General features: G+C 55.1%; 21 protein-coding genes and 1 other RNA gene. 15 read left to right on the forward strand and 7 right to left on the reverse strand.

Annotated elements, in window-relative coordinates:
• Window positions 1–5 precede the first annotated feature (5 nt).
• The gene (serA, locus tag C7434_RS15940; protein WP_006120831.1) at window positions 6–1,244 is read left to right on the forward strand and encodes a phosphoglycerate dehydrogenase; all 1,239 of its coding nucleotides are present in this window, start codon (window positions 6–8) and stop codon (window positions 1,242–1,244) included.
• A 42-nt stretch (window positions 1,245–1,286) separates the two neighbouring features.
• On the opposite strand, the gene C7434_RS15945 is transcribed toward serA, so the two are convergent.
• From C7434_RS15945 to zapA, 3 genes are all read right to left on the reverse strand, one after another.
• The gene (locus tag C7434_RS15945; RefSeq protein WP_033739632.1) at window positions 1,287–1,883 is read right to left on the reverse strand and encodes a 5-formyltetrahydrofolate cyclo-ligase; all 597 of its coding nucleotides are present in this window, start codon (window positions 1,881–1,883) and stop codon (window positions 1,287–1,289) included.
• A gap of 77 nt (window positions 1,884–1,960) precedes the next feature.
• Window positions 1,961–2,144, reverse strand: a non-coding RNA gene (gene ssrS, locus C7434_RS15950) — 6S RNA.
• 39 nt (window positions 2,145–2,183) lie between these two features.
• A complete protein-coding gene (gene zapA / locus C7434_RS15955; protein WP_006120829.1) occupies window positions 2,184–2,513 on the reverse strand; it encodes a cell division protein ZapA in 330 nt (109 codons plus the stop codon).
• Window positions 2,514–2,683: 170 nt separating this feature from the next.
• Between zapA and C7434_RS15960 the strand changes: the two genes are divergently transcribed.
• From C7434_RS15960 to C7434_RS15995, 8 genes are all read left to right on the forward strand, one after another.
• A complete protein-coding gene (locus C7434_RS15960; protein ID WP_006120828.1) occupies window positions 2,684–3,262 on the forward strand; it encodes a YecA family protein in 579 nt (192 codons plus the stop codon).
• Window positions 3,263–3,295: 33 nt separating this feature from the next.
• Window positions 3,296–4,618, forward strand: coding sequence for a Xaa-Pro aminopeptidase (gene pepP / locus C7434_RS15965; RefSeq protein ID WP_080752861.1), 1,323 nt, complete (start codon window positions 3,296–3,298; stop codon window positions 4,616–4,618).
• On the forward strand, window positions 4,615–5,793 hold the full coding sequence (gene ubiH, locus C7434_RS15970) for a 2-octaprenyl-6-methoxyphenyl hydroxylase (protein WP_133745652.1): 1,179 nt from the start codon (window positions 4,615–4,617) through the stop codon (window positions 5,791–5,793). Before pepP ends, ubiH begins: the two co-directional genes overlap by 4 nt.
• Window positions 5,794–5,806: 13 nt before the next feature.
• Window positions 5,807–7,009 (forward strand): FAD-dependent 2-octaprenylphenol hydroxylase, encoded by a 1,203-nt coding sequence (gene ubiI / locus C7434_RS15975; RefSeq protein WP_133745653.1) that lies wholly within the window; start codon window positions 5,807–5,809, stop codon window positions 7,007–7,009.
• Window positions 7,010–7,440: 431 nt separating this feature from the next.
• Window positions 7,441–8,538 (forward strand): glycine cleavage system aminomethyltransferase GcvT, encoded by a 1,098-nt coding sequence (gene gcvT, locus C7434_RS15980; protein ID WP_033739627.1) that lies wholly within the window; start codon window positions 7,441–7,443, stop codon window positions 8,536–8,538.
• A gap of 24 nt (window positions 8,539–8,562) precedes the next feature.
• On the forward strand, window positions 8,563–8,949 hold the full coding sequence (gcvH, locus tag C7434_RS15985; RefSeq protein ID WP_033739626.1) for a glycine cleavage system protein GcvH: 387 nt from the start codon (window positions 8,563–8,565) through the stop codon (window positions 8,947–8,949).
• A gap of 81 nt (window positions 8,950–9,030) precedes the next feature.
• The gene (gcvP, locus tag C7434_RS15990) at window positions 9,031–11,904 is read left to right on the forward strand and encodes an aminomethyl-transferring glycine dehydrogenase (RefSeq protein ID WP_133745654.1); all 2,874 of its coding nucleotides are present in this window, start codon (window positions 9,031–9,033) and stop codon (window positions 11,902–11,904) included.
• A 59-nt stretch (window positions 11,905–11,963) separates the two neighbouring features.
• Window positions 11,964–12,707, forward strand: a complete 744-nt coding sequence (locus C7434_RS15995) for an SDR family oxidoreductase (protein ID WP_033739622.1) — start codon at window positions 11,964–11,966, stop codon at window positions 12,705–12,707.
• Between the two features lie 34 nt (window positions 12,708–12,741).
• Here the strand turns inward: C7434_RS15995 and C7434_RS16000 are convergent, their stop codons facing one another.
• Window positions 12,742–14,169 carry a 6-phospho-beta-glucosidase gene (locus C7434_RS16000; RefSeq protein ID WP_033739620.1) on the reverse strand — a complete coding sequence of 476 codons (1,428 nt, stop codon included), beginning with the start codon at window positions 14,167–14,169 and terminating at the stop codon, window positions 12,742–12,744.
• A gap of 114 nt (window positions 14,170–14,283) precedes the next feature.
• Entirely contained in the window at window positions 14,284–15,003 is a 720-nt protein-coding gene (locus tag C7434_RS16005) for a MurR/RpiR family transcriptional regulator (RefSeq protein ID WP_033739684.1), read from the reverse strand.
• A 163-nt stretch (window positions 15,004–15,166) separates the two neighbouring features.
• Between C7434_RS16005 and C7434_RS16010 the strand changes: the two genes are divergently transcribed.
• Window positions 15,167–15,820, forward strand: coding sequence for a hemolysin III family protein (locus tag C7434_RS16010; protein ID WP_033739618.1), 654 nt, complete (start codon window positions 15,167–15,169; stop codon window positions 15,818–15,820).
• A gap of 32 nt (window positions 15,821–15,852) precedes the next feature.
• On the opposite strand, the gene ygfZ is transcribed toward C7434_RS16010, so the two are convergent.
• A complete protein-coding gene (gene ygfZ, locus C7434_RS16015) occupies window positions 15,853–16,839 on the reverse strand; it encodes a tRNA-modifying protein YgfZ (RefSeq protein ID WP_033739617.1) in 987 nt (328 codons plus the stop codon).
• 224 nt (window positions 16,840–17,063) lie between these two features.
• Here ygfZ and sdhE point away from each other — a divergent pair, with 224 nt between their 5' ends.
• Together sdhE and C7434_RS16025 are read left to right on the forward strand one after the other, a co-directional pair.
• Entirely contained in the window at window positions 17,064–17,330 is a 267-nt protein-coding gene (sdhE, locus tag C7434_RS16020) for an FAD assembly factor SdhE (RefSeq protein ID WP_006120816.1), read from the forward strand.
• A complete protein-coding gene (locus C7434_RS16025; RefSeq protein ID WP_033739615.1) occupies window positions 17,305–17,721 on the forward strand; it encodes a protein YgfX in 417 nt (138 codons plus the stop codon). Before sdhE ends, C7434_RS16025 begins: the two co-directional genes overlap by 26 nt.
• Window positions 17,722–17,731: 10 nt before the next feature.
• Here the strand turns inward: C7434_RS16025 and fldB are convergent, their stop codons facing one another.
• Entirely contained in the window at window positions 17,732–18,250 is a 519-nt protein-coding gene (fldB, locus tag C7434_RS16030) for a flavodoxin FldB (RefSeq protein WP_006120814.1), read from the reverse strand.
• A gap of 102 nt (window positions 18,251–18,352) precedes the next feature.
• On the opposite strand from fldB, the gene xerD reads away from it, so the two are divergent.
• From xerD to recJ, 3 genes are read left to right on the forward strand one after another with little or no spacing between them, the layout of a single operon-like run.
• A complete protein-coding gene (gene xerD, locus C7434_RS16035) occupies window positions 18,353–19,246 on the forward strand; it encodes a site-specific tyrosine recombinase XerD (protein ID WP_033739613.1) in 894 nt (297 codons plus the stop codon).
• Between the two features lie 21 nt (window positions 19,247–19,267).
• Window positions 19,268–19,981 (forward strand): bifunctional protein-disulfide isomerase/oxidoreductase DsbC, encoded by a 714-nt coding sequence (gene dsbC / locus C7434_RS16040; protein ID WP_033739611.1) that lies wholly within the window; start codon window positions 19,268–19,270, stop codon window positions 19,979–19,981.
• A gap of 3 nt (window positions 19,982–19,984) precedes the next feature.
• Complete coding sequence (gene recJ / locus C7434_RS16045) at window positions 19,985–21,724, forward strand: single-stranded-DNA-specific exonuclease RecJ (RefSeq protein WP_033739609.1); 1,740 nt, start codon at window positions 19,985–19,987, stop codon at window positions 21,722–21,724.
• Window positions 21,725–21,861: the final 137 nt, after the last annotated feature.

A 21,861-nucleotide genomic window follows, 5' to 3' on the forward strand; every position in this document is an offset into this window, starting at 1 on the left:
GGGAAATGGCAAAGGTTTCACTGGAAAAAGACAAGATTAAGTTCCTGCTGGTGGAAGGTGTCCACCAGAGCGCGCTGGACAATCTTCGTGCTGCAGGTTACACCAATATTGAATTCCACAAAGGCGCACTGGATAGCGAGTCATTAAAGGCTTCCATTCGTGACGCGCACTTTATCGGTATCCGTTCCCGTTCCCAACTGACTGAAGAGATTTTTGCCGCAGCAGAAAAACTGGTCGCTGTGGGCTGTTTCTGTATCGGTACCAACCAGGTTGATTTAAATGCGGCGGCAAAGCGCGGTATTCCCGTTTTTAACGCCCCGTTCTCTAACACGCGCTCGGTCGCCGAACTGGTGATTGGCGAAATGCTGCTGATGCTGCGTGGCGTGCCAGAAGCGAACGCCAAAGCCCATCGCGGTGTCTGGAATAAGATTGCTAAAGGCTCATTCGAAGCGCGCGGTAAGAAGCTGGGCATTATCGGCTATGGTCACATTGGTATGCAGTTAGGCGTGCTGGCCGAGGGCCTGGGCATGCACGTGTATTTTTATGATATTGAAAATAAACTGCCGCTGGGTAATGCCTCGCAGGTGCGAAGCCTGACGCAGTTGCTGAATATGAGCGATGTCGTCAGTCTGCATGTGCCTGAAACCGCCTCGACACAAAATATGATCTCTGCTGACGAGCTGGCGCAGATGAAACCTGGCGCGCTGTTAATCAACGCCTCACGCGGCACCGTCGTGGATATTCCGGCACTGTGTGACGCGCTGGCCAGCAAGCAGGTCGGGGGCGCGGCCATTGACGTGTTCCCGGTTGAGCCAGCCACAAACAGCGATCCGTTTGTCTCGCCACTGAGTGAGTTCGATAATGTCATTCTGACGCCACACATCGGGGGTTCCACCGAAGAAGCGCAGGAAAACATTGGTATCGAAGTGGCAGGCAAACTGGCGAAATATTCCGATAACGGTTCAACGCTGTCTGCAGTGAATTTCCCTGAAGTGTCCTTGCCGATGCACGGCGTCAGCGCAAGCCGTCTGCTGCACATTCATGAAAACCGTCCGGGTGTGCTGACCGCAATTAACCAGATTTTTGCCGAACAGGGCATCAATATCGCCGCGCAGTACCTGCAAACCTCACCCATGATGGGGTATGTGGTGATTGATATCGATGCCGAGCACGAACTGGCAGAGAAAGCGCTGCAGCTGATGAAGGCTATCCCTGGCACTATCCGCGCCCGTCTCCTCTACTGATTTATCAAAATAATCAACCCAGGCGCACAACAGTGCCTGGGTTTATTCTTCCCACAACCACAACGTTGACGGCGTCAGCACGGCGGGCAAAGGAATATCCCAGGCCGCCACAGGCAGCGAATCGACCAACTGGCAGTCGTGCGCGATGCCAACCGGTAAAAAAGCGTGCTGTTTCCAGTTTTGTAACGTGCGGTCGTAAAAACCGCCCCCCATGCCCAGACGCTGACCACTGCGATCAAAGGCCACCAGCGGCACCATCATCACATCCAGTTCGTCCAGCGTAACCATATGCCGGATATCGAGTGGCGGTTCAGGAATACGTAGCTTGTTCGGGCTCAACGGCGTTTCTGGCGTATAGCGCAGAAAAAGCAGATGACCGGCAGAGAAGGGATGAAGCACAGGAAGATAAACGCGTTTGTTCTGCTGCCATAATTTTGCGATAAGCGGACGCGTATTAATTTCCCCATCGACGGATAAGAACAGCGCGACGTTTTGGGCGTCGGAGACAGGCGCAAAGTTAATCGCGTGTTCCGCAAGCTGTTCGGCGGCAGTATGTTGCTGTTCCGGGGTTAAGGCGCGACGTAAATGACGAACATGCTGACGAATGTCCTGTCGCTGAAGTAAAGAGGGTTCTGACATGGTGTCCCCCAGAAGAAGTCGCCTGAGCGACGCACTATATCATGTCTGGTGGGGGATAATGCAGTACAACCAGAAAGGAGATCTCCGAGATGCCGCCGTAGGCTGTAACCCTTGAACCCTTGGTTCAAGGTGAACATGCCGTCGCAACCATCAGGCTTCTCGGACGGACCGAGCATGCTCACAGGTTGCGGAGCGTCACATTCTGTTGGTATGAAATATCGGCTCAGGGGACTGGCCCACTTGCAAACATCTCAGAGAAAATTGACTTCACCGTCAGTGTAGCACAGTGACCATGAAGTATTATTCGAACTTCGCATCCTGACGATCAGTTATGCGACCTTGCTCAACTAATGCCTGCTCTATCGTCTGCTGTAACATACGGATTCGTTGTTCCATATTAGCAGCATAGTCGCGCGTCTTGTTTTTTTCTTGTGCCAGTTCATGGCAAATGTTTAACGCGGCAATGAACACCAGTTGCTCTGTATTGGTGACTCTAGTGCGAACTTTTAAATCTTGCAACCGTTGATTGAGATCTTCCGCCGCCGCGTTCAGCGCATCTTGCTGTTCAGGCGGACAATTTACTCTCAAAGAACGACCAAAAATTTGTAAATCTACCGGTTGTGCAGACATGCCACCTTCCTGACTGATTACCTGGCTCGCCATTCCCTTAGCCTTCAATGGCCTGGGAGGCGGGCAACTATATAGACCTGAGAAATAAGATACAACCCCTTTTCTGGAAACCTTGAGGCAGCTAGTGGTAGCATACCACGAACTCTTACAGCCAACGACGATGAAAAATGATGTCTTCACAGAACGCAACCCCTGATTACAATGCGCTGGCGGCGGCGCTCTCACAGCACGGCGTCGGAATGACACCTGCCGAAATGCACGGATTACTCAGCGGTATTCTGTGTGGCGGTAATCAGGATACCAGCTGGAAAACGCTGGTCCACGATCTCGCGAATGAAGGCATGGCTTTTTCGCACACGCTGGCCCAGCCGCTGCAGGATTTGCATGCAAATATTACGACGGCGCTTGAAGAAGATGGCTTTCTCTTTCAACTGATGCTGCCCGACGATGATGACATCACCGTGTTTGATCGGGCGGACGCCCTGGCTGGCTGGGTAAACCATTTTTTACTCGGCCTGGGCGTAACTCAGCCTAAACTGGATAAGGTCACCGGCGAAACCGGCGAGGCCATTGATGATCTGCGTACTATCGCGCAGCTTGGCTATGACGAAGACGAAGATCAGGAAGAGCTGGAGCAGTCGCTGGAGGAGGTGATCGAGTACGTCCGCGTCGCGGCGCTACTTTGTCACGATACGTTCACGCGCCCGCAGCCAACCGCACCTGAAGTACAGAAGCCAACGTTACACTAAGCCAGATATCTCAGTTCAACAGGGAGTGCAGACATGATTTCACTGGAGACCTTCCAGCAGCGTCGTCAGGCGCTGTTAGCGAAAATGGTTCCGGGCAGCGCAGCGTTAATTTTTGCGGCGCCTGAAGTAACGCGCAGTAACGACAGCGAATATCCGTTTCGTCAAAACAGTGATTTCTGGTACTTCACAGGTTTTAATGAGCCTGAAGCCTTACTGGTGCTGATCAAAAGTGATGAGAACCACAACCACAGTGTGCTGTTTAATCGTGTCCGCGACCTGACCGCAGAAATCTGGTTTGGTCGCCGTCTGGGCCAGGAGGCGGCACCGGCAAAACTGGGTGTGGATCGCGCACTGCCCTGGAACGATATCGGTGAGCAGCTTCATCTTTTGTTGAACGGTCTGGATGAGGTTTATCACGCGCAAGGGTTATATCCTGAGGCTGACAAGCTGGTGTTCAGTGCACTGGATAAACTACGTCGCGGTTTCCGCCAGAACCTGAGCGCCCCTGCCAGCCTGACAGACTGGCGTCCCTGGGTGCATGAGATGCGCCTGTTCAAAAGTCCGGAAGAAATCGCCATTCTGCGCCGTGCAGGTGAGATCAGTGCGCTGGCCCATACGCGCGCTATGCAGGCCTGTCGCCCCGGCCTGTACGAATACCATCTGGAAGGCGAAATTCATCATGAGTTTAACCGCCACGGTGCGCGTTTTCCCTCCTACAACACCATCGTCGGTTCCGGTGAAAATGGATGTATTCTGCACTATACCGAGAATGAATGTGAGCTGCGGGATGGCGACCTGGTGCTGATTGATGCGGGATGTGAATGGCAGGGGTACGCAGGCGATATTACCCGCACCTTCCCGGTAAACGGTAAATTCTCACCTGCTCAACGTGCTGTCTACAACATCGTGCTGAAATCATTAGAGACGGCATTATCCCGTTTCCGGCCTGGCGTCAGTATTCGCGAAGTGAATGATGAGGTGGTGCACATCATGGTGACCGGTCTGGTTGAACTGGGCGTGTTGCAGGGCGAGGTTGACGCGTTAATTGCTGAAGACGCGCATCGCAAATTCTTTATGCATGGCCTGAGCCACTGGCTGGGGCTGGATGTCCATGATGTGGGGCACTACGGCACGCCAAGCCGGGATCGCATTCTGGAACCGGGCATGGTCATTACTATTGAACCAGGCTTATACATTGCCCCCGATGCCGACGTGCCGGTGGAATACCGCGGTATCGGCATTCGCATTGAGGATGACATTGTGATCACTGAAACAGGTAACGAGAACCTCACTGACAGCGTGGTGAAAGATCCAGATGCTATTGAGGCGCTGATGGCGGCGGCACGCGCAGGATGACCGTCCTCATCGCGGGTGGCGGAATGACCGGTGCCACGCTGGCGCTGGCTATTTCGCACCTGACACAGGGCGCGCTGCCCGTCACGCTGATCGAAAGCAGCGAACCTGCCAGCCGCGCGCATCCGGGTTATGACGGCCGTGCCATTGCGCTGTCTGCCGGCACCTGTCAGCAACTGGCCAATATTAATCTCTGGCAGCGCATTGCCCCCTGCGCAACGCCGATCACGACGATCCATGTTTCCGATCGGGGTCATGCGGGTTTTGTCTCACTGGCGGCCAGCGACTATGCGATTCCCGCGCTGGGCCAGGTCGTCGAATTGTTCGACGTAGGCCAGCGTTTATTCGCGCAGCTTAAACAGGCTCCCGGCGTCACCCTGCGCTGTCCGGCACGGGTCACCAATGTGAACCGTACTCAGGCGCACGTGAAGGTCACGCTGGATAATGATGAACAACTGGACGCTGATGTGCTGGTGGCGGCTGATGGCTCGCGTTCGGCTGTCGCGGCAGCCTGCGGTATTCAGTGGCAAACCGAAACTTATCAGCAACTGGCACTCATTGCGAATGTCACCAGCGAGATACCGCACCAGGGGCGGGCCTTTGAACGGTTTACTGCGTTCGGCCCGCTCGCCCTGCTGCCGATGTCTGACAACCGTCTGTCGCTGGTGTGGTGTCATTCATTGGATAAGCGCCCGCAGCTTGAGCGCTGGGACGACGAGACGTTTCTCAGCGAACTTCAGCACGCGTTCGGCTGGCGACTGGGGAAATTTACCCACACCGGTAAACGCGATATCTATCCGCTGGCATTGCAACAGGCCGAACCGGTCGTTTCACATCGTGTTGCCACCGTGGGCAACGCAGCCCAGACGCTGCACCCTATTGCCGGGCAGGGATTTAACCTGGGCCTGAGGGATGTCATGTCCTTAGCCGAAACCCTGGCCACCGCGCACCGGCAGCAACAGGACCCTGGCAGCTATGCTGTCATGCAGCATTACCGTCAGCGTCGCCAACAGGATCGGGCCACGACCATCGGTCTCACCGACGGTCTGGTGCGCCTGTTTGCCAACCGCCATGCACCGCTGGTCGTCGGGCGCAACCTTGGCCTGCTGGCAATGGATCATCTGCCGTTGCTGAGAAATCTTCTGGCCGAGCGCACGCTTGGCTGGGTTAAGCGTTAACTGAGAGGCACTGATGCAAACTTATGATGTGGTGATCGCCGGTGGCGGTATGGTAGGACTGGCCGTGGCCTGCGGTCTGCAGGGCAGTGGCTTGCGTATCGCCGTACTCGAACAAGCGCCCGAGCCGCAATTTGATGCCACCGCTTCTCCGTCTGTCCGCGTATCGGCTATCAATGCGGCCAGTGAACGTCTTTTACAAAAACTGGATGTCTGGTCGACGATCCTGTCGCTCAGAGCCAGCCCTTATCAGGCCATGGAAGTCTGGGATCGTGACAGCTTCGGTGCTATCTCATTTGACGGTGAGCAGCAGGGCTTAACCCATCTCGGGCACATTATCGAAAACCCGGTGATTCACTGCGCCTTATGGCAGCGAGCCAGGCAGTGCAGTGACGTGACGTTGCTGCCGTCGTCACATCTTCAGCAGGTGGCATTTGGCGATAACGAAGCCTTCATTACGCTACAGGATGGCGGCATGATGAGCGCACGGCTGATGGTTGCCGCAGACGGTGCCAATTCCTGGCTGCGCAACAAAGCCGATATTCCGCTGACTTTCTGGGATTATGAACACCATGCCCTGGTGGCGAACATCCGTACCTCCATGCCACATGATGGCGTCGCGCGTCAGGTATTCCATGGGGATGGCATTCTGGCGTTTCTGCCGATGCAGGATCCGCATCTGTGCTCCATCGTCTGGTCGCTGTCGCCCCAGGAAGCCACCCGGCTGGAGACGATGCCTGAGGCGCTCTTTAATCAACAGTTGTCGGTGGCGTTTGATATGCGCCTTGGCCTGTGCGAACTGGAAGGCGAACGGAAGGCATTCCCCCTCACGGCACGCTATGCGCGCAGCTTTGCTGCACATCGCCTGGCGCTGGTGGGCGATGCTGCGCATACCATTCATCCGCTGGCCGGGCAGGGTGTCAATCTCGGTTTTATGGATGCCGCAGAGTTGATTGGTGAAGTTCGCCGCCTGCATCAGCAGGGCAAAGATATCGGGCAGCACCTCTATCTGCGCCGCTATGAACGCAGCCGTAAACACAGTGCCGCCATGATGCTCGCGGGCATGCAGGGATTTCGTGAGCTGTTTGCGGGCAATAATCCGGCTAAAAAGCTGCTTCGCGATGTCGGGCTAAAATTGGCCGATAATTTACCGGGCGTGAAACCTGTCATGTTGCGGCAGGCGATGGGCCTGAACGACTTTCCCGCCTGGCTTCGCTGACGCGAATCCCTTTCTTAAAGCCAGCGTAATTGCTGGCTTTTTTATTTTAAAAAAGGACTGCACCGTAAAAATGCAGTCCTGCACCGTTGCAGCGCCTCATTTGATTTATTCTAATTTTGCGTGATGTTTCGCATTACTTATTTTTATTCGACGCCATTTTTGCTTCGCTATTTTTTTAACATCTTACGTGTCGGTACGAATAAAATGGCTGTAAAAAAATGAATAGGTCGTATTTTTTGTGTGTTTAATCACAAAATCACAGTCTTTTGTCCTGCTTTTTCTTTTGCGCGATTAGGCTGTGCGTCTGCGTTCGACCTCGCTTTGCTTATGGTTAATCGACCCGTTCAGTGGTAACGTCATTGCAAAGAGAACGTTTGCGTCGGCTCCCGGCGGCGTGGTTTCAAACTTACTTGTTTCAGCACAGGATAGTTATGACTCAGCACACACCTCTGTTTGACCAGCATCAGGAAAACGGTGCGCGTATGGTGGATTTCCATGGCTGGATGATGCCGCTGCACTATGGCTCCCAACTGGATGAACATCATGCTGTTCGCAACGACGCAGGCATGTTTGATGTTTCGCACATGACCATCGTCGATCTGCACGGTGCACGTACGCGTGAGTTTTTGCGTTTTCTGCTGGCAAACGATGTCGCGAGGCTGACGCAACCCGGCAAAGCGCTTTACACCGGCATGCTGAATGCGTCGGGCGGCGTGATTGACGATCTGATCGTGTATTTCATGGATGAGACGTTTTTCCGCCTGGTCGTGAACTCTGCGACGCGTGAAAAGGATCTGGCATGGATCAATGAACATGCGCAGGGTTATGGCGTGGAAGTCCGGGAGCGTGACGATCTGGCGATGATCGCCGTGCAGGGCCCACAGGCCCAGCAAAAAGCACAAACGCTCTTCAGTGATGCACAGCGTCAGGCTGTACAAGGTATGAAGCCGTTCTTTGGTATCCAGGCCGGGGAGCTGTTTATCGCCACCACCGGTTATACCGGCGAAGCGGGTTATGAGATCGCGCTGCCTGCGGCGCAGGCCGTTACATTCTGGCAGCGCCTGCTCGCCGCGGGCGTCAAACCCGCCGGGCTGGGCGCACGCGATACATTGCGTCTGGAAGCGGGCATGAATCTTTACGGTCAGGAAATGGATGAAAGCGTCTCACCGCTGGCCGCCAACATGGGCTGGACCCTGTGCTGGGAACCGGCGGACCGCAATTTTATCGGGCGCGAAGCACTGGAAAGTCAGCGCGAAAAAGGCACTGAAAAACTGGTTGGCCTGATCCTGACAGAAAAAGGCGTACTGCGTAACGGCCTGCCCGTGCGTTTTACGGATAGTCAGGGGCAGATGCAGCAGGGCATTATTACCAGCGGATCTTTCTCACCAACGTTGGGTTACAGCATTGCGCTGGCCCGCGTGCCTGCGGGCATTGGCGAAGACGCTATCGTTGAAATCCGCAACCGTGAAATGCCCGTAAAAGTGACTAAACCCGTTTTCGTTCGCGCCGGCAAGCCGGTTGCGCAGTAAAACATAATTACAGGAGAAAGGGCGATGAGCAATGTGCCAGCTGAGTTGAAATACCGCGACAGTCATGAATGGCTGCGCAAAAATGCGGATGGATCTTACACCGTCGGCATCACCGAACACGCGCAGGAATTACTGGGCGATATGGTCTTTGTGGACCTGCCAGAAGTAGGGGCGACGTTCGCTGCCGGCGAAGAGTGCGCCGTCGCCGAATCCGTAAAAGCGGCTTCCGATATCTATTCTCCTGTCAGTGGCGAAATTATCGCCGTGAACGACGCGCTGAATGATTCCCCAGAGCTGGTTAACAGCGAGCCTTATCAGGACGGCTGGTTATTCCAGATCAAAGCCAGCGATGAGTCAGAACTAGACTCACTGCTGGACGCGGATGCCTATAAAGCATCTATTGACGAGTAATCGTTGCGCGGCCTCCAGATGAGGCCGCCGATATCTGACCAGCACTCTCTGTTCCCCAGCCCGATTCAGGATTTACAGCTCATGACTCAGACTCTCAGCCAGCTTGAACACAACGGTGCGTTTATTGAGCGCCATATTGGTCCGTCGCCAGAACAACAGGCCGTTATGCTGGAGGCGATTGGTGCCAGCTCTCTGGCGTCGTTGATTGGTTCTATTGTTCCCGCCGACATTCAGTTGCCCGGTCCGCCCGCCGTTGGCGATGCGGCAACTGAACAGCAGGCGCTGGCAGAGTTAAAAGCGATTGCCGCGCAAAACCTGCGCTACAAATCCTGGATCGGCATGGGATACAGTGCGGTGATAACGCCGCCCGTTATCCTGCGGAACATGCTGGAAAATCCGGGCTGGTACACGGCTTACACGCCGTATCAGCCCGAAGTTTCTCAAGGGCGCCTGGAGGCGCTGCTAAACTTCCAGCAGGTCACCATTGATCTGACCGGCATGGATATCGCGTCCGCTTCACTGCTGGATGAAGCCACCGCGGCGGCCGAAGCGATGGCGATGGCAAAACGCATCAGCAAACTGAAAAATGCCAACCGGTTCTTTATCGCTGATGATATCCATCCGCAAACGCTGGATGTGGTACGGACCCGCGCCGAAACCTTTGGTTTTGAACTGATTATCGACAGCGCGGAGAAAGCCCTGGAGCACGATAATCTGTTTGGTGTCCTGCTTCAGCAGGTAGGCACCACGGGCGAGGTCCACGATTACACCAGCCTGATTGCCGAGCTGAAAACACGTAAGGTGGTCGTCAGCGTGGCCTCGGATTTTATGGCCCTGGTGTTACTTGAATCGCCGGGCAAGCAGGGCGCGGATATTGTGTTCGGTTCCGCTCAGCGCTTTGGTGTACCAATGGGCTATGGCGGTCCTCATGCGGCCTTCTTTGCCAGCCGTGATGAACACAAGCGTTCTATGCCTGGCCGTATTATCGGTGTCTCACGCGACGCCGCTGGCAACACCGCGTTGCGTATGGCGATGCAAACTCGCGAGCAACATATCCGTCGGGAAAAAGCCAACTCCAATATCTGTACCTCTCAGGTGCTGCTGGCCAATATCGCGGGACTGTATGCCGTGTTCCACGGACCTGTTGGGCTGAAACGTATCGCTTCACGTATTCACCGCTTCACCGATATCCTGGCTGCCGGACTGCAACGTGGCGGGCTGAAGCTGCGTCATCACCACTGGTTCGACACGCTGACAGTGGACGTGACCGATAAAGCCGCCGTGTTAAACCGTGCGCTGAGTTTCGGCGTTAACCTGCGTAGTGATATTCATAACGCTGTCGGTATCACGATGGATGAAACCACATGTCGTGAAGACGTTGCGACATTGTTCGCCATCCTGCTGGGCGATGATCATGGTCTGGATATCGATCAACTTGATAGCCAGGTTGCGGCAGACAGCCAGTCAATCCCTGCAAGCCAGCAGCGCGTCAGCGACATCCTCTCTCACCCTGTGTTCAATCGCCATCACAGTGAGACCGAGATGATGCGCTATATGCACAGCCTGGAGAAAAAAGATCTGGCTCTCAACCAGGCGATGATTCCGCTGGGTTCATGCACGATGAAGCTTAACGCTGCCGCAGAGATGATTCCCATCACCTGGCCTGAATTTGCCGAAATGCATCCGTTCTGCCCGGCAGAACAGGCGGGCGGCTACCTGCAAATGATTGGCCAGCTTTCCCAGTGGCTGGTTCAGCTTACCGGTTACGATGCGCTCTGCATGCAACCGAACTCCGGTGCACAGGGGGAATACGCGGGGCTGTTAGCGATTCGTCGTTACCATGAAAGCCGTGGTGAAGGTGAACGTCACCTTTGCCTGATTCCCAGCTCAGCACACGGGACCAACCCGGCCTCAGCCCAGATGGCGGGCATGGATGTGGTGGTCGTGGCCTGTGACAAACAGGGTAATATCGATCTGGGCGACCTGCGCGAAAAAGCCGCACAGGCGGGCGATAAACTGTCATGCATCATGGTGACCTACCCATCCACGCACGGCGTGTACGAAGAGACTATTCGTGAAGTGTGCCAGATCGTGCATCAGTACGGCGGCCAGGTGTACCTGGACGGTGCGAACATGAATGCTCAGGTGGGCATTACGACGCCGGGTTATATTGGCGCTGACGTTTCGCACCTTAACCTGCACAAAACTTTCTGTATTCCGCACGGCGGCGGCGGCCCGGGCATGGGACCTATTGGCGTGAAAGCGCATCTGGCACCGTTTGTACCCGGTCACAGCGTGGTGCAGATTGATGGTGTGCTGACACAGCAGGGCGCTGTCTCTGCTGCACCGTTTGGCAGTGCTTCCATTTTACCAATCAGCTGGATGTACATCCGCATGATGGGCGCGGAAGGGCTCAAGCAGGCCAGTTCGGTGGCGATTCTCAATGCCAACTACATCGCCAGCCGTCTGAAATCAGCTTATCCGATTCTGTATACCGGGCGCGATGGTCGTGTGGCGCACGAATGTATTCTGGATATTCGTCCGCTGAAAGAGCAGACCGGGATCAGTGAACTGGATATTGCAAAACGCCTCATCGACTACGGTTTCCATGCGCCAACCATGTCATTCCCGGTCGCGGGCACGCTGATGGTGGAACCTACCGAATCGGAAGGCAAACTGGAGCTGGACCGCTTTATTGATGCCATGCTGGCGATTCGTATGGAAATTGGGCGGGTGGAAAAGGGCGAGTGGCCAATGGATGATAATCCGCTGGTTAACGCGCCTCACACACAAATGGAAGTGACTGGCGAATGGACGCATCCTTACAGCCGCGAGCTGGCCGTTTTCCCGGCAGGCAGCCACAATAAATACTGGCCAACAGTGAAGCGCCTGGATGATGTTTTTGGTGACCGCAACCTGTTCTGCTCATGTGTACCGATGAGCGACTATGCCTGAGTCGGGTTAACACAACTGTTTTGAGGGCCGGTTTTCGGCCCTTTTTTATGGAGGCTCAGATGAAACTCGCGCTTGTTACTGGCGGTAGTCGCGGCATTGGCCGTGCGACCGCCGTTTTACTGGCGACACGGGGTTACCGTGTGGCCGTGAATTATCGCGCGCGCGAAAGTGAAGCGCAGCGGGTGGTGGATGAGATTGTGCGTAACGGCGGAGAAGCCTTTAGCGTACAGGCCGATATCAGTGAGGAGGCGCAGGTCATGGCGCTGTTTCAACGGCTGGATCAGGAGAACCTGCCGCTCTCGCTGCTGGTAAATAACGCCGGTATCCTGTTTCAGCAATGCCGTCTTGAGCAACTGGACGCGGCGCGCATTCAACAGGTTTTTGCCACAAATGTCACGGGCACCTTCCTCTGCTGTCGTGAAGCCGTCCGGCGCATGGGAACGCACCTGGGAGGACTGGGCGGCAGTATTGTGAACGTTTCCTCCGCGGCAGCCCGTACGGGTTCTCCCGGTGAATATGTCGACTATGCCGCATCGAAGGGCGCGATGGATACGCTGACGAAAGGTCTGTCACTGGAGGTCGCGCAACAGGGAATTCGCGTCAATGGCGTGCGGCCCGGTCTGATCTACACCGGGATGCATGCCGATGGCGGGGAGCCCGGCCGGGTCGACCGACTGGCGAGCGGCGTTCCGATGGGACGTGGTGGACATGCCGAAGAAATTGCAGAAGTGGTGGTCTGGCTGGCCAGCGATGCGGCCTCTTACATCACCGGCAGCATCATTGATGCCGCCGGCGGGCGGTAAATTCATGCCGCAGCGTGACGCTGCGGCAACCGACTTACAGCTTTTCACCGTTACTGGCGATAACCTGCTGATACCAGGCAAAGCTTTTCTTTTTCGCGCGTGAGAAATCACCGCTGCCATCGTCGTTTTTATTAACGTGAATGAAACCGTAGCGCTTGTCGTACTGGCCGGTCGTAAAGGATACACAATCGATGCAGCCCCACGGCGTATATCCCATGAGATCCACACCATCATGAATGACGGCTTTTTTCATCTCTGCGATATGCGCCGCCAGATACGCAATGCGGTAATCATCTTCGATCACGCCCTGCGCATTCGGTTTGTCGATTGCGCCAAAGCCGTTTTCCACGATAAACAGCGGCTTCTGGTAGCGTTCGTACAGATCGTTCAGCACATAACGCAGGCCAACGGGATCGATCTGCCAGCCCCAGTCTGAGGCGCTGACATGCGGGTTTTTGACCACCCCGTCAAAACCGGTAATGGGGTCGTCAACACCGCTGGCGCTGTGCTGCACGGCATTACTCATGTAATAGCTGAAACCGATGTAATCGGCACAGCCCTGACGCAGGGTATCTGCATCCTCTGGTTGCATCTCAATGTGGTAGCCTTTGCGTTCCCACTCTTTCAGCGCGTAGGCAGGGTAGTAACCGCGCATTTGTACATCGCTAAAGACATAGCGTTGATGCATCGCTTCTTTAGCCAGCATGACATCGTCCGGATGGCAGGAGAACGGATAAACCGGCACCATGGCGATCATGCAGCCAATTTTGAAGTCCGGGTTGATCTCGTGTCCGCGCTTCACCACCCGGGCACTGGCAACGAACTGATGGTGCATGACCTGATACATCGCCTGTTCAGGTTTTTCATGGTCGGTGAAAATAACGCCGGAACAGCAGTAGCCAAACAGCGGATATTGCCAGTTACGTTGGTTATTAATTTCGTTAAAGGTCATCCAGTATTTAACTTTATTTTTGTATCGTTCCAGCACGACTTCACTGAAACGCACAAAGAAATCGACGACTTTACGGTTATGCCAGCCGCCATACTCTTTTACCAGGTGGTAGGGCATTTCAAAATGGGAAAGGGTAATTACTGGTTCGATGCCATATTTCAGTAATTCATCAAACAGGTCATCATAAAACTGCAGGCCGGCTTCGTTAGGTTGCTGCTCATCGCCATTAGGGAATATACGCGTCCACGCAATCGAGGTACGGAAGCATTTAAATCCCATCTCCGCAAATAACGCAATATCCTGCTTATAGTGTGAGTAAAACTCGACGGCCTGATGATTAGGGTAAAATTTTCCGGGCTGAACGCCATCGGTAATGACACGATCCACGCCGTGTGCACCCCCTGTCAGCACGTCAGCGATGCTAATACCTTTTCCACCCTGATCCCACCCGCCTTCAACCTGGTGAGCCGCGACGGCACCGCCCCACAAAAATGTGTCTGGTAAGCTCATTACCCACTCTCCAATACAGATAAAATTGGGCTGAGTGTAGCAAAGCACTTTATAAAGTCACGGTATAACACCGTGCGAAAAAAGGGATTTGTCACAGCTAAAAAACGCTGTGTTTTACTGGCTTAACCGTCGGCCAAGTGATTCGATAATATAAATCGCCGGTACCTGAGTGGTAATATCGCAGTTATCCGCCAGGCGGATAACCGGGACGTGATAGGAAACCGTAAAGTCGCTCATTTTTGCCAGCGAACAGTTTTCACTGTTGGTGACCGCAATAATTTTGCATTTATTCAGGCTAAACTGGCTGGCGATACGCAGTACTTCTTCTGTTTCGCCCGAGACAGAAAGGATGATCGCCAGGGCATTTTCATACAGGCTCGGACTGACGGGATAATAAGGATCATCAATAGCATGACTGAATTTCCCCACATTCGAAAAAAAACGTGCACCGTATTTTCCCAGGCTCCCTGATGTGCCCACACCAATAAAAAATACCCGTTCAGCCTGCCTGATCATCGCGGCTGCCTGGGTGATGACCTGCTCAAATTCAGCATTATTGATGCTTTTAAAAAAACTCAGCATATCGGCCGGGCCAGAGACCGGTAAAGCTGGGGCCGTGTGTTCCTGGGCCAGCCGCAGACGGATACGAAACTCAGACCAGCCTTCACAGTGCATTTTGCGACAGAAACGCAGCACGGTGGTAGTTGACACGGCGGCCTGCTCCGCCAGTTCACGAATGGTCATGTAACTGACACTTTCACGATGTCTGATGATGTACTGATAAACCTGCAATTCCAGATCGTTGAGCGTGGCAAGATCGTGATGCGCGAACATGAAAAAATCACCAGATAGTTGACCAGTCAGCATTTTAACAGAATTTGAACCGGCGTTGACCGCATTAATTAATTTAAGCTTACACTTGTACACTGAAAGTTTTTCTGATTAATTTGTCTGGTGATTAAACTGCAATGGCTCTCACTTTTCAGGCAGGAAGGTTATGACGCATAAACATTTTTCCACGCAGGGCTATCCACTGGCAGAGGAAATTGCCAACAGTATCAGTCACGGGCTGGGTTGCCTCTTTGGAATCGTTGGGTTAGTGCTGCTACTGGTTAAGGCAACAGCGATCCATGCGGATGTCACCACCATCGTCAGCTCAAGCCTGTATGGCGGCAGCATGATCGTGCTGTTTCTGGCGTCCACGCTTTATCACGCTGTCAGTCATCCACGCGCCAAACGCGTGCTGAAAAAAGTGGATCACTGCGCCATTTATCTGTTGATTGCGGGCACTTATACGCCGTTTTTGATGACAGGGCTGCAGTCACCGCTGGCTCACGCATTAATGGCGGTCATCTGGGGACTGGCGCTGCTGGGCATCCTGTTTAAACTGACGATCGCTGAACGCTATAAGGTGCTGTCACTGGTCACGTATCTTTGTATGGGATGGCTGTCGCTGGTGGTGGTCTATCAACTGGCGATGAAACTGTCGCCGGGGGGAATCTGGCTGTTGGCGCTGGGAGGCATCATCTATTCCCTGGGGGTGATCTTTTATGTGGCGCGCCGCGTGCCGTTTAATCACGCCATCTGGCACGGTTTCGTGTTAGGCGGCTGCATCTGTCATTTCTGCGCCATTTATTTCTACGTCATGTAGAAACAGGGCGGGAGAGGTTCCCGCCCCGACACTCAGTTTTCGTCCAGCGAATAAGGCAAAGGCTGAATAGTGAGTTTGCCTCCTTCATCCCCTTCGACGCGCAATACGCTGTCTGGCTCCAGATCGTTATTCATCACGACCTGCACCCAGGTCACGCCATCATCAAGCTGCACGGCGGCGAGAACGGTACCTGTGCGACGCCAGCGTTCACCCATCTGCAATTCCAGCGAGTCGTTTGCGGCAGGCAGATGGCTGGCCTGGCCTGACAGCCAGTACAGGGCGCGCTTATTGGCGCCACGGTATTTCGCGCGGGCCACCATCTCCTGCCCGGTGTAGCAGCCTTTTTTGAAGCTGATCGCGTCCAGTGCCTGCAAATTAGTCGCCTGGGGAATAAACTGCGCGCTGGTCGCAGGTTCAATCACCGGAATACCGGCTTCAATGTCCAGGGCCAGCCACTGTGTGCTGTCTGTTAACTGAGCATCCTCGGCCAGCTTCTGTTTCAGTGCTTCTGCCTCAGCAAGCGAGGTGACCAGTAAAAAGCGCTCTGCGGGCTGGGCAAACCACAGCAGGGTGGTTTCGCCCTGTTGCACCACGGGAGTAGTACTGTCAGGAAGGGCTTCAAACCGGTCGGCCAGCGCCGCCCGAGCCTGGAAACCGGCAACGCCCAGTAACACCACATCGTCATCGGCGGCCAGCGTCACTTTAGAGAATACGGCGTATTTTTTTAGCTCCGGCAACTGAGTATCACGCAGTGCCCGGCGCACTAAATAGGCATAACCTTCGCCGCGGTGAAACAGACGCAGATTGCTCCACATTTTGCCTTTCGCATCGCAGTGGGCGGCGGGCAGATGATGGGCGGCATCCAGCGCGGCGACATCCAGCGTCAACTGACCCTGCAAATAGGACGTACTGTCAGGGCCCACTACAGACACCAGAGCCCAGGTATCCAGAGACATTAACGTGAGCGGCAGACGCGATGAGGCCGCAGGTTGACGTGGGGGAAGCGTAAATGTTGGCATTGATAAATCCTGAGTATGAAGGTTCATCCGGAACAATATCTTCAATGGTAAAAGAGCAGACTGGCATTGCAACCTGTTTACTGAACAGGGCGCACAAAACGCGTGATGAACGCCAGCAAAAGCGTCATCCTGCGGCGTTGTGCACATGACGAAGTCTGGAGCCTGCAGCCGCTGTTAATCCAGGTTACACTAGTCGCCACGATGTGAAACAGGAAAACTGATGCATGGATATTCATGATAAATCGCGCGTTCAATGGGCCTGCCGTCGTGGCATGCTGGAACTGGATGTCGCTATTATGCCGTTCTTCAAGTACGAATATGACACGTTAAACGATACCGACAAGCAGGTTTTCATTGCCCTGCTGAAAAGTGACGATCCGGACCTTTTCAACTGGATGATGAACCACGGCGAGCCAGCCGATCCCGAGCTGAAACGCATGGTGAAGCTTATTCAGCAGCGTAATCGTGAACGCGGCCCGGTGGCAATGTAACCTTCATCCCTCGTTGCAGGCGCGCACAATCCTTGCCCTGACGCTGGTGGTAACGCTAGCCGGCGTCGGGCTGATGCCCTTGTCTGCGGCAGAGTGGGTGATAAAGCCGGTGCTGTTCGCCCTCATCGTGTGGGAAGGATGGCGGCAGGACAGGCGCTTGTGTCTGCGCTGTGGAGCGCTACGACGCGACAGTGCCCGTGACTGGCACTGGCAGGATGAACACTGGCAAACGCAGCAACCGCTTTACTGGTTACCTGGCGCGGTGTTGCTGGTCATGAAGAACCCTCAGGGCAGGATAACGCGGTTTTGGCTCATGCAGGATAATATGCAGCCTGCTGAATGGCGCGCCTTACGCGCCTGCTGTTTTCGCGACAGACAACGCGCGCGTTAACACCGACAGCCTACAGGCGTTCGGCCGTTTCCGTCAGAATCTGCTCGCACCACTGCTCAACGCGCTCATCCGTCACGTCAAACTGATTGACGTCATCCAGCGCCAGCCCCACAAACTGTTTGCCATCCGCGCTAAGCGGTTTGGGGCTGGTAAATTCATAGCCATCCAGCGGCCAGTAGCCGACAAACTGCACGCCCATGGGTTGCAGCAGGTCGTGCAGCATACCCAGCGCGTCGAGAAACCATTCACCATAGCCAATCTGGTCGCCCATGCCGTAAAGCGCCACTATCTTGTTATGCAGATTGAGGGTGGGCAACTGCGGCCAGATGGCCTCCCAGTCTTCCTGTAGCTCGCCAAAGTCCCAGGTCGGAATGCCCAAAATCAGCAGGTCGTACTCTTCCATCAGACGCGGATCGTCATCTTTCACGTTGTGCAACGTCACTAACTCGTCGCCAATAAAATCCCGAATCTTCTCCGCTACGATTTCGGTGTAGCAGGTACTGGAACCGTAAAAAAGACCAATTTTCATGCAGATAGTGCTCTGTTAATCCAGACTTTGGCGTAATTGTATCAGAAGCAGGGGTGAATCAGGCATAATGAGCACGATTTCAGACTGAACGGCGGGGAAAACGTGCAAGACAGCGAACTGACAGAACAGTTTCTTGACGCGCTGTGGATTGAGCGCAATCTGGCGCAAAATACCTTGTCCTCCTATCGACAGGATCTGCAAACGCTCACCGGCTGGCTGGCACATCACGGCCTGACGCTGGTGTCATTAAGCCCGCAGGATCTGCAACAGTTTCTCGCAGAGCGACTGGAAGGCGGCTATAAGGCCACCAGCTCAGCGCGTCTGCTCAGCGCTATGCGCCGCCTGTTTCAGTACCTGTACCGTGAAAAGATTCGTGTGGACGATCCCAGCGCCCAACTGGCCGCGCCAAAGCTGCCCCAGCGGCTGCCCAAAGATCTGAGCGAGGCACAGGTCGAGCGTTTACTGCAGGCTCCGGATGTCAACGTGCCGCTGGAACTGCGCGATAAAGCCATGCTGGAATTATTGTATGCCACCGGGCTGCGTGTTTCGGAGCTGGTGGGATTAACCCTGAACGACGTCAGCCTGCGTCAGGGCGTGGTGCGGGTGATCGGTAAGGGCAATAAAGAGCGCCTGGTGCCATTAGGTGAAGAGGCGGTTTACTGGCTGGAATATTATATGGAACATGGTCGTCCGTGGTTGCTCAACGGGCAAACGCTGGATGTGTTCTTCCCCAGTAGCCGCGCGCAGCAAATGACGCGGCAGACGTTCTGGCACCGAATCAAGCACTACGCCACGCTGGCAGGCATTGACAGCGAAAAGCTGTCGCCCCATGTGCTGCGCCACGCCTTTGCCACACATTTGCTGAACCACGGGGCAGACTTGCGTGTCGTACAGATGTTACTGGGACACAGCGATCTCTCCACGACCCAGATTTATACTCACGTCGCCACGGAACGTCTGCGACTGTTACATCAACAGCATCATCCGCGTGCATGACCGACGGATATAAGGAAAACAATGAACAAACATGTTGCCACGCTGGCGCTGCTGGTCAGCGTCTTTTCCGGTTTAACCCACGCTGATGACAGCGCTATTCAGCTTTCCCTGAAAAAACTGGGTTTACACCAGACCGAGATTCAGCCGTCTCCGCTGCCAGGCTTCAAAACCGTGCTCAGCGAAAGCGGCGTCCTGTATGTGACCGATGATGGTAAACACATGATCCAGGGTCCCCTTTATGATGTCAGCGGCACGCAACCGGTGAACGTGACCAATACGCTGCTGGATAAAAAGGTCGACGCGCTGGTTCCGGAGATGATCATCTATAAAGCGCCAAAAGAGCAGCATGTGGTCACGGTGTTCACGGACATTACCTGTGGCTATTGTCACAAGCTGCACGAGCAGATGGCCGATTACAATGCGCTGGGCATCACGGTTCGTTATCTTGCTTTCCCACGCGAAGGGATGAACGGTAATGTCGCCAGCGCCATGAAAGCGGTCTGGTGCAGCGCCGATCGTAACAAAGCCTTCGATGACGCAATGAAAGGTGATGCGCCGAAGATGGAGGCGCCTGCGTCATGCAAAACTGACATTGGTCAGCAGTATAAACTCGGCATTCTGTTCGGCATTCAGGGCACGCCCGCCATTCTGACCGATAGCGGAATGATGATCCCGGGCTACCAAAGCCCTCAGGAACTCAAACAGGTACTGGATAATCAAAAGCGTGGTGGTTAAGGCGTGGTAAAGCACGAAGTCGAATTACGTCGTCGTGAGGCGGTACCGGATTTGCCCGGGCTCCCTGCTGATTTGCCGCCGCTTCTGCGTCGGCTTTATTTGCAACGCGGCGTCAGTGATGCCGCTCAGCTTGAAAGAGGCGCGAAAAACCTGCTGCCGTTTAGTGCGCTGAGCGGTATTGATAAGGCCGTCGCCTTGCTGCATGAAGCGCTGCTGGATGGACGCTGTATTATGGTCGTCGGCGATTTTGATGCTGACGGTGCCACCAGTACCGCGCTTACCGTGCTGGCTCTGCGCAGCATGGGATGCAGCAATGTTCAGTATCTGGTACCTAACCGGTTTGAGGATGGATACGGCCTCAGTCCTGAGGTTGTCGAACAGGCGAAAGCGCGCGGCGCGGAGATGATCCTCACTGTCGATAACGGTATTTCCTCTCATGCTGGCGTCGCCGTCGCGCATGCGCACGGGATTGCGGTGCTGGTGACCGACCACCATTTACCCGGCGAAACGCTGCCTGACGCGGACGCTATCGTTAACCCAAACCTGCCTGATTGCACTTTCCCGTCGCGTGCGCTGGCAGGCGTTGGTGTGGCCTTTTACCTGATGATGGCGCTGCGTGCCCATCTGCGAACTCAGGGCTGGTTTGGCGTCATGCGGGCAGAACCTAACCTGGCTGACCTGCTCGATCTGGTGGCGCTGGGCACGGTTGCGGATGTCGTGCCGCTGGATGCAAATAACCGTATTTTGGTCTGGCAGGGCCTGAGCCGCATTCGTGCCGGTAAATGCCGACCGGGCATCAAGGCGCTACTGGAAATCGCCAATCGCGATGCGCGCCAGCTGGCCGCCAGCGACCTGGGGTTTGCGCTGGGACCGCGGCTGAATGCGGCCGGAAGGCTCGACGATATGTCGGTCGGCGTCGCGCTGTTACTGACGGACGATCTCAGCCAGTCGCGTATGCTAGCCAGCGAGCTGGATGCGCTCAATCAGATGCGCAAAGAGATTGAACAGGGCATGCAAAGCGAGGCGCTGGCGCTCTGTCAGACGCTGGAGCGTGAGCAAACCGATTTGCCGCTGGGGCTGGCCTTTTATCATCCCGAATGGCATCAGGGCGTGGTAGGTATTCTGGCTTCCCGGCTCAAAGAGCGTTTTCACCGTCCGGTCATCGCCTTTGCGCCTGCGGGCGACGGCATGCTGAAAGGCTCGGGACGTTCGATTGCGGGCCTGCACCTGCGGGATGCCCTGGAACGGCTCGATACGCTCCACCCCGGACTGATGCAGAAGTTTGGTGGTCACGCCATGGCGGCCGGGCTGTCGCTGGAGGAGGCGCGCTACGAGGAGTTTCGTCAGCGGTTCGCTGAACTGGTCGGCGACTGGCTGGCTGGCGAAGCGCTGCAAGGGGTGATGTGGTCTGATGGCGCGTTACAACCCGCTGAGTTTTCTCTGGAGACCGCCGAAATGCTGCGCGATGCCGGTCCCTGGGGACAGGCCTTTCCGGAGCCTGCGTTCGACGGCAAATTCCGGCTCTTGCAGCAGCGGCTGGTGGGGGAACGTCATCTGAAAGTCATGGTGGAGCCACTGGGCGGCGGGCCACTGATCGACGGCATCGCGTTTAACGTAGATACCACGCTGTGGCCTGACAGCAGCGTTCGCGAGGTTGAACTGGCGTACCGGCTGGATATCAATGAATATCGCGGTAACCGCTCAGTGCAGTTGATTATTGAACATCTCTGGCCGCTCAGTTAACGGATGAAGGTGGACGGACGGGAGTCCGTCCGCCAGGCCTTTCTGACGTTGCCTCCCTCCCTTTCAGCACAGCCTGTCCCAAACGTTTACACCCTGCGCATTTTCTCAACGCTACAAACTGTCGCCGGTTTCGGGTA

Source organism: Pantoea sp. PNA 14-12 (genome assembly GCF_004364735.1).
Taxonomy (GTDB): Bacteria; Pseudomonadota; Gammaproteobacteria; order Enterobacterales; family Enterobacteriaceae; genus Pantoea; species Pantoea stewartii.